Consider the following 7,804-nt stretch of genomic DNA (forward strand, 5'->3'; position numbering starts at 1 on the left):
ACCCACCCCGACCGCCTGCAGCTCTACTCGCTGCCCACGCCCAATGGCGTGAAGGTCTCGATCATGCTGGAGGAAACCGGTCTGCCCTACGAGCCGCACCTGGTGAGCTTCGACACCAACGACCAGATGTCGCCGGCGTTTCTCTCGCTCAACCCGAACAACAAGATCCCCGCCATCCTCGACCCGAACGGACCGGACGGCCGCCCGCTGGCGCTGTGGGAGTCGGGGGCCATCCTGGTCTACCTGGCCGGCAAGACCGGCCGTTTCCTGCCCGACGACGCGGCGGGCAAGTACGAAACCCTGCAGTGGCTGATGTTCCAGATGGGCGGCGTGGGCCCGATGTTCGGCCAGCTCGGTTTCTTCCACAAGTTCGCCGGCAAGGACTACGAGGACAAGCGCCCGCGCGACCGTTACGTGAACGAGAGCAAGCGCCTGCTCAAGGTGCTGAACGAGCGCCTGGAAGGCCGCGCCTGGCTGATGGGCGACGCCTACACCATCGCCGACATCGCCACCTGGCCCTGGGTGCGCAACCTGGTCGGCTTCTACGGCGCGGGCGAGATCGTGGGGTTCGCCGACTTCCCGAACCTGAAACGCGTGCTGGAGGCTTTCGAGCAGCGCCCCGCCGTGCAGCGCGGCCTGAAGATTCCGGCCCGGGGCTGAAGGGCCTGATCCAGGGACGCCGCGGAACTGGCTTCGCCAGGCCGCAGGCGTCGCCCCCTTGAGGGGGTCGCGCGAAGCGCGGCAGGGGTGGGCTTACTTCCTCCAGAAGTGGGTGGTGAAGAGGACCAGCACGGTCAGGAGTTCCAGCCGGCCGAGCAGCATCGAGAAACTCAGCACCCACAGCTGCACCTCGCTCAGCCCCCCGAAGTGGCCGGTGGGCCCCACCTCGCCCAGGCCCAGGCCGATGGTGTTGACGGTGGCGATCACGGCGGAGAACGCGGTCACCACGTCCATGCCGGTGAGCAGCAGCACCATGGTCAGGCCCACGGTGGTGGCGCCGTAGATGAGCATGAAGCCCAGCACGGCCGTCATCACCGAGGCGGGCATGACCACCCCACCGAGCGTGACCGGATTGACCACGCGCGGGTGGATGATGCGCACCAGCTCGCGCCGGGCCTGCTTGATCAGCAGCACCATGCGGACCATCTTGATGCCACCGCCGGTGGAGCCGGCGCAGGACACGAAGCAGCCCAGGAACAGCAGCAGCACCGGCGCGAACACCGGCCACTTCGCGTAGTCGGCGGAGGCATAGCCGGTGGTGGTCGCCATCGACACGACGTGGAACGCGCTGGTGCGCAACGCCTCGACCCAGTCGCTGTAGCCGCCGTGCGCCACCAGCAGCGCGGCCACCACCACGATGGAGACGGCCATCACGCCGACGTAGGTGCGGATCTCGTTGTCGTCGGTGAGCGGGCGCAACGACCGGCGGCGCAGCACGATGAAGTAGCGCATGAAGCTCACGCCGGAGAGCAGCATGAACACGGTGGCGACGTTCTCGATCGTGGGCGAGTTGAAGTAACCGAAGCTGGCGTCGTGCGACGAGAAGCCGCCCAGGCCCATGGTGGTGCACATGTGCATGAAGGCGTCGGCCCAGCCCATGCCGGCCCAGCGGTAGGCCAGCATGCAGGCCGCCGAGAGCAGCACGTACACGCCCCAGAGGCCACGCGCGGTTTCCGCGATGCGCGGCGTGAACTTGGTGTCCTTCATCGGCCCCGGCGTTTCGGCGCGGTAGAGCTGCACGCCGCCGAGCCCCAGCAAAGGCAGCACCGCGACCACCAGCAGCATGATGCCCAGGCCCCCGATGTACTGCAGGAAGCAGCGCCACACATTCACCGAGACCGGCAAGGCGTCCAGCCCCGAGATCGCGGTGGCACCCGTCGCGGTGAGCGCGCTCATGGCCTCGAAGTACGCTTTGGTCACGCCGATGCCGGGCACGGTGTAGAGCAGCGGCGCGGCGGCAAAAGCCGGCAGCACCAGCCACACGAGGTTGACCAGCAGGAAGCCGTCCTTGGTCTGCAGCTCGCGGCGGTGCAGGCGGGTATAGCGCCACAGCACAAGGCCACAGGCCGCCGTGACCGCGAAGCCCACGGCCCAGACCGCCGCGTGGTCGCGCGCGTCCAGGAACCAGGCCCAGGCCAGCGGCACCAGGAAGGCCGGCGCGAACGCGAGCAGGATGCGCGAGAACACGGCGAGAACCGGCAGCACGTTGTACATGGAACGGGGATCTCAGCCGAAAAAGGTGGCGCTCACCTGGAACAGGCGCTCGACCTCGCGGACGAGGCGCTTGTTCGGGATGAAGACGATGATGTGGTCGTCGGTCTCGATCACGGTGTCGTGGTGCGGCATCAGCACCTCGGACTTGCGGCCCTCGCCGCGCACGATGGCGCCAATGCGCGTGCCCTTGGGCAGCTTGATCTCTTCCACCTTGCGGCCGACCAGCTTGCTGGTCTTCACGTCGCCGCGCGCGATGCCTTCGAGTGCCTCGGCCGCGCCGCGGCGCAGGCTGTGCACCACGGCCACGTCGCCGCGCCGCAGGTGGGTGAGCAGCTCACCGATGACGGCCTGCGAGGGCGAGATGGCGATGTCGATGGTGCTGCCTTGCATCATGTCGGCGTAGGCGCGGCGGTTGATCAGCGAGAGCACACGCCCCGCGCCCAGCCGCTTGGCCAGCATGGCGGACATGATGTTGTCCTCATCGTCGCTGGTGAGCGCGAGGAACATGTCCATCTCGCCCACGTTCTCGTCCAGCAGCAGCTCCTCGTCGGCGCCGTCGCCTTGCAGGATCAGCATGTTCGAGGGCAGCTGGCTGGCCAGGTACTCGCAGCGCTTGAGGTCGCGCTCGATGATCTTCACTTCGCACTGGCCCGCGAGGCTGCGCGCCAGCCGCAGGCCGACCTTGCCGCCGCCGGTGATCATGAGCCGGCGCACGGGTTTGTCGATGTTGTGGACCGCGCCCAGCACGTGGCGGATCTTCTCGGTGTCGGCGAGCACGAACACCTCGTCGCCCGCGAGGATGCGGGTCTGCGGCGTGGCTTCCATTTCGGTGTCGAGCCGGTAGAGCGCGACCACGCGCATCTCGGCATGGGGAAAGCGTTCGCGGATTTCGCCGATGGTGTGGCCTACCAGGGCGCCGCCGTGCGCCGCGCGCACCGCGATCAGGCTGGCTCGGCCGTCGGCGAACTCGAGCACCTGCAGGGCTTCGGGGTAGCTGATGAGCTGGTGGATGTAGCGCATCACCGACTCTTCGGGGCAGATCACGTGGTCGACCGCGAAGCCGTTCTTGCCCAACAGTTCGTCGCCTTCGGTGAATTCGGGGGAGCGCAGGCGGGCGATGGTGCTGGGCACGTTGAACACGTCGTGTGCGACTTTGCAGACGACCAGGTTGGTTTCGTCGTGCGCGGCGCAGGCGATGAGCATGTCGGTGTCCTGCGCGCCGGCTTCGCGCAGCACGGAGGGCTGGATGCCGTTGCCGACCACGCCCCGCAGGTCCAGCCGTTCTTCCAGCGCGCGCAGGCGGGCCGGGTCCATGTCGATCACGGTGATGTCGTTCTGCTCGGAGACCAGGCTTTCCGCGACGCTTTCGCCCACGCGGCCGGCTCCCAGGATGATGATGTTCATGGTGGCGCGATCATACGAGGGACGGGTGCATTCCGCGCCTTTCATGCCTGGACCTCGCGGGCTCATGGGCGCCCGGCGCTCTGCTCCGCGGGTGTCCCCCGGCGGCTGGTGCCGCCTCCTCCTTTACCCCGCTGCGCAGAACGCCAGGCACCCATGAGCCAGAAGGGATGTAGGAGCGTCACCGCCCGCACACCAAGAGGTCATCGGCCGTGAGGGTGGCCGGCGCAGCGAAGTCAAGGAGGAGAACCGGCGCAGCCGGTTCGGGGGACATGAGCGGAGCCGGCCACCCTCACGGCCGATGACCGCTCTTGCCGGAGAAAAATCAGGCCAGCGCCCGCTGGATCAAAATCTTCTGCACGTCCGAAGTGCCTTCATAGATCTGGCACACCCGCACATCCCGGTAGATGCGCTCCACCGGGAAATCGCTCACATACCCGTAGCCCCCGTGCACCTGGATCGCGTCCGAGCACACCTTCTCCGCCATCTCGCTGGCGAACAGCTTGGCCATGGCGGCCTCCTTCAGGCAGGGCTCCCCGGCGTCGCGCAAGGCCGCCGCATGGTGCACCATCGCGCGCGCCACCTCGATCTGTGTCGCCATCTCGGCCAGCCGGAACCCGACCGCCTGGTGGTTGAAGATCGGCTGGCCAAAACTCTCCCGCTGCTTGGAATAGGTGAGCGCACACTCAAACGCGCTGCGCGCCATGCCCACGCTCTGCGCCGCGATGCCGATGCGACCACCTTCCAGCGCGGACAACGCGATCCGGTAGCCCTCCCCCTCCCCGCCGATCAGGTTCTCGGCCGGCACGCGGCAGTTCTCGAAATTGATCTGCGCCGTGTCGCTGCTGTGCTGGCCCAGCTTGTCCTCCAGCCGCGCGACCACATAACCCGGGGTGTTCGTGGGCACCAGGAAGGCGCTCATGCCCTTCTTGCCCGCGCCTTTGTCCGTCACCGCGATCACGATCGCCAGGTGGCCGTTCTTGCCGCTGGTGATGAACTGCTTGACGCCGTTGATCACGTAGTCGCCGTCGGGCTGCTTCACCGCCGTCGTGCGCAGCGCCGAGGCGTCGCTGCCCACGTGCGGTTCGGTCAGGCAGAACACGCCCAGCATCTGGCCGGCGGCCAGCGGACGCAGCCATTGGTCCTGCTGCCGGGCATTGCCATAGCGCATCAGGATGGCGTTGACCGGGCAGTTGGTGACCGAGATCGCGGTGCTGGTGCCACCGTCACCGGCCGCGATTTCTTCCAGCACCACGGCCAGGGTCACGTAGTCCAGCCCCGCGCCACCCAGCGCCTCGGGCACACAGATGCCATAGGCGCCCAACTCGGCCAGGCCCTGGTGCACGTCTTTCGGGAAGTGGTGCTCCTTGTCCCATTTCGCCGCGTGCGGCCACAGCTGCTCCTGGGCAAAACTGCGCACCGCGTCGCGGATCATGAGTTGGTCTTGGTTGAGCGGCATGGAAACGTCTTTCGGGCAGAGGGGGTTACCAGCTGGCGGCGCGCCGGCCGTCGTGGTGGATGAGGCGGCCGTTGTCTTCGGGCGCGAGCGAGGCCAGCACGCGGCGCAGGCCGGCCACGCTGCACTCGACCGTCAGCGGCGCGGCACCGCCGCCCATGTCGGTCTGCACCCAGCCCGGGTCCAGCGCCACACAGGTGGCGCCTGGGTAACTGTGCCGGGCACTGGCCACGGCCATGTTCACGGCCGCCTTGCTCACGCGGTACAGCCAGGCGTCGCTGCCGTCCACCAGGCCGACCTGGCTCATTTCGCTGGAGAAGGCCGCGAACACCCCACCGGCCGCCTCGACCGCGGGCATCACCTGGGGCATGGCCTGCATCAGGCCGAGCACGTTGGCGTGCATCACGCGGTCGAAGGCGTCGCGCGTGGGCGGCGTCTTCGCATCATGGGGATCGAGCACGCCCGCCACGTACAGGGCCACGTCGAGTTCCTCGCCGTCGAGCGACCAGGCCAGGCCGCTCACGCTGGCGGGGTCGGCCACGTCCGCGCGCAGCGGCTCGGCACCGAGTTCGCGCAGGCGCTCCAGGCCAGCGTCGTCGCGGGCGGTGGCGATCACGCGCTCGCCCGCTTCCAGGTATTGGCGCACGATCTCCAGGCCGATGCCGCGAGACGCGCCGATCACCAGCACGGTGAGCATGGTGGTGCGCCGGGCCTCAGGCCAGTTCGATCGCCATGGCCGTGGCTTCGCCACCGCCGATGCACAGGGTGGCCACGCCCTTCTTGCCGCCCCGCGCCTTCAGCGCGTGCAGCAGCGTGACCAGGATGCGCGCGCCGCTGGCGCCAATGGGGTGGCCCAGCGCGCAGGCGCCGCCGTTGACGTTGACCTTCTCGTGCGGAATCTTCAACTCGGCCATGAGCGCCATCGGCACCACGGCGAAGGCTTCGTTGATCTCCCACAGATCGACGTCGCCGACCTGCCAGCCGGTCTTCTCCAGCAGCTTCTGCGTGGCGCCCACGGGCGCGGTGGCGAACCAGTTCGGCTCCTGGGCGTGCGTGGCATGGGCCACGATGCGCGCCAGCGGCTTCGCGCCGAGCTGCTTCGCGGTGGACTCGCGCATCAGCACCAGAGCGGCGGCACCGTCGTTGATGGATGAGCTGGAGGCGGCGGTGATGGTGCCGTCCTTCTTGAACGCGGGCTTGAGCGCGGGAATCTTGTCGAGCTTGACCTTGCCTGGGCCTTCGTCGGTGGACACCACGCGCTCGCCGCTGCGGTCCTTCACGGTGACGGGCGTGATCTCGGCGGCGAAGGCGCCGCTGTCGGTGGCGGCCTTGGCACGCGTGACCGACGCGATGGCGAACGCGTCCTGCTGTTCGCGCGTGAAGCTGTATTTGGCGGCGCAGTCTTCACCGAAAGTGCCCATGGAGCGGCCGGCTTCGTAGGCGTCTTCCAGGCCGTCGAGCATCATGTGGTCGTACACCTTGTCGTGGCCCATGCGGTAACCGCCCCGGCCCTTCTGCAGCAGGTAGGGCGCGTTGGTCATGCTTTCCATGCCACCCGCGACCATCACGGTGGCGCTGCCGGCGGCGAGCATGTCGTGCGCCAGCATGGTGGCCTTCATGCCCGAACCGCACATCTTGGACAGCGTGACGGCGCCAGCCGACTTCGGCAGGCCACCCTTGAACGCGGCCTGGCGCGCGGGCGCCTGGCCCTGGCCCGCCATCAGGCAGTTGCCGAACAGCACTTCGTCCACTTGGGCCGGGTCCACCCCGGCGCGCTGCACCGCCGCCTGGATGGCCGCGCCACCGAGGTCGTGGGCCGACAGGCTGGCGAAATCGCTCTGGAAGGCGCCCATGGGCGTGCGCGCGGCGCCGACGATGACGATGGGATCTGCGGACATGGTGAAAACTCCTGATGAACAAAAGTGAAAGGGGATCGGGCCGGCGCACGCGGCCCTGCTGAACTCAGTCGCGTGGCCGCACCGCCACGCCTTCGATGGCGCGCAGGTAGACCGCGTCGAGATCGGGGTTGCCGCGCACGGTCATCTGCAGGTCCTGCACGAGGCCGTCCTTGAGGCCATAGACCCAGCCGTGCAGCGCGAGCGGCTGACCGCGGGTCCAGGCGTCCTGCACCACGGTGGTCTGCGCCACGTTGACGACCTGCTCGATGGCGTTCAGCTCGCACAGCGCGTCGTGTCGGTGACTTTCGGACAGGCCCGCCAACAGGGCGGAGTGGCGGTCGCGCACGTCCTTGATGTGGCGCAGCCAGTTGTCGGCCAGGCCCACGCGCGTGTCGCGCAGCGCGGCGAGCACGCCGCCGCAGCCATAGTGACCCACCACCATCAGGTGCTCGACCTTGAGCACGTCGACCGCGTACTGCACCGTCGACAGGCAGTTCAGGTCGGTGGGCACCACCACGTTGGCCACGTTGCGGTGCACGAAGACCTCGCCCGGGTCCAGGCCGGTGATCTGGTTCGCCGGCACGCGGCTGTCGGAGCAGCCGATCCACATGTAGCGCGGGCTCTGCTGTTGCGAGAGCTTGGTGAAGAAGCCGGGACGCTCGGCCTCGACCTGGGCCGCCCAGCGGCGGTTGTGTTCGAGAAGGTGTTGAAGATCGTTGCTCATGGGTGGGATTGTCCGCTCAAGAGGCCTCGGACCTTCACATCGTCTCGGCGAACAGTTCGCGACCGATGAGCATGCGGCGGATTTCGCTCGTGCCCGCACCGATCTCGTACA

At 68.2% G+C, this 7,804-nt stretch carries 7 protein-coding genes; 1 reads left to right on the forward strand and 6 read right to left on the reverse strand.

What is annotated here, in order from left to right; translation table 11 throughout:
- Positions 1-660 (forward strand): glutathione binding-like protein (locus AC3WPZ_RS27020; RefSeq protein WP_492442419.1); only part of this gene is annotated, 660 nt, incomplete at its 5' end.
- Between the two features lie 93 nt (positions 661-753).
- On the opposite strand, the gene AC3WPZ_RS27025 is transcribed toward AC3WPZ_RS27020, so the two are convergent.
- From AC3WPZ_RS27025 to can, 6 genes are all read right to left on the reverse strand, one after another.
- A complete protein-coding gene (locus tag AC3WPZ_RS27025; protein WP_382327570.1) occupies positions 754-2,214 on the reverse strand; it encodes a TrkH family potassium uptake protein in 1,461 nt (486 codons plus the stop codon).
- 12 nt (positions 2,215-2,226) lie between these two features.
- Entirely contained in the window at positions 2,227-3,618 is a 1,392-nt protein-coding gene (gene trkA / locus AC3WPZ_RS27030; RefSeq protein WP_492442422.1) for a Trk system potassium transporter TrkA, read from the reverse strand.
- Between the two features lie 322 nt (positions 3,619-3,940).
- Positions 3,941-5,074: an acyl-CoA dehydrogenase family protein gene (locus AC3WPZ_RS27035; protein WP_382323001.1), complete on the reverse strand. Its 1,134-nt coding sequence runs from the start codon at positions 5,072-5,074 to the stop codon at positions 3,941-3,943.
- Positions 5,075-5,099: 25 nt separating this feature from the next.
- On the reverse strand, positions 5,100-5,768 hold the full coding sequence (locus AC3WPZ_RS27040) for an SDR family oxidoreductase (protein ID WP_492442424.1): 669 nt from the start codon (positions 5,766-5,768) through the stop codon (positions 5,100-5,102).
- 16 nt (positions 5,769-5,784) lie between these two features.
- Positions 5,785-6,969 carry an acetyl-CoA C-acyltransferase gene (locus AC3WPZ_RS27045; RefSeq protein ID WP_444688947.1) on the reverse strand — a complete coding sequence of 395 codons (1,185 nt, stop codon included), beginning with the start codon at positions 6,967-6,969 and terminating at the stop codon, positions 5,785-5,787.
- A gap of 64 nt (positions 6,970-7,033) precedes the next feature.
- Positions 7,034-7,693, reverse strand: coding sequence for a carbonate dehydratase (gene can / locus AC3WPZ_RS27050; RefSeq protein WP_382162496.1), 660 nt, complete (start codon positions 7,691-7,693; stop codon positions 7,034-7,036).
- Positions 7,694-7,804 lie beyond the last annotated feature (111 nt).

The sequence above is a fragment of the Hydrogenophaga sp. FW305-3-2-15-A-LB1 genome (genome assembly GCF_058787875.1).

What these genes read in the sequence shown, in the direction of transcription:
- AC3WPZ_RS27025 (WP_382327570.1), bottom strand. Translation starts at nt 2,214, where the DNA reads ATGTACAACGTGCTGCCGGTTCTCGCCGTGTTCTCGCGCATCCTGCTC.
- trkA (WP_492442422.1), bottom strand. Translation starts at nt 3,618, where the DNA reads ATGAACATCATCATCCTGGGAGCCGGCCGCGTGGGCGAAAGCGTCGCG.
- AC3WPZ_RS27035 (WP_382323001.1), bottom strand. Translation starts at nt 5,074, where the DNA reads ATGCCGCTCAACCAAGACCAACTCATGATCCGCGACGCGGTGCGCAGT.
- AC3WPZ_RS27040 (WP_492442424.1), bottom strand. Translation starts at nt 5,768, where the DNA reads ATGCTCACCGTGCTGGTGATCGGCGCGTCTCGCGGCATCGGCCTGGAG.
- AC3WPZ_RS27045 (WP_444688947.1), bottom strand. Translation starts at nt 6,969, where the DNA reads ATGTCCGCAGATCCCATCGTCATCGTCGGCGCCGCGCGCACGCCCATG.
- can (WP_382162496.1), bottom strand. Translation starts at nt 7,693, where the DNA reads ATGAGCAACGATCTTCAACACCTTCTCGAACACAACCGCCGCTGGGCG.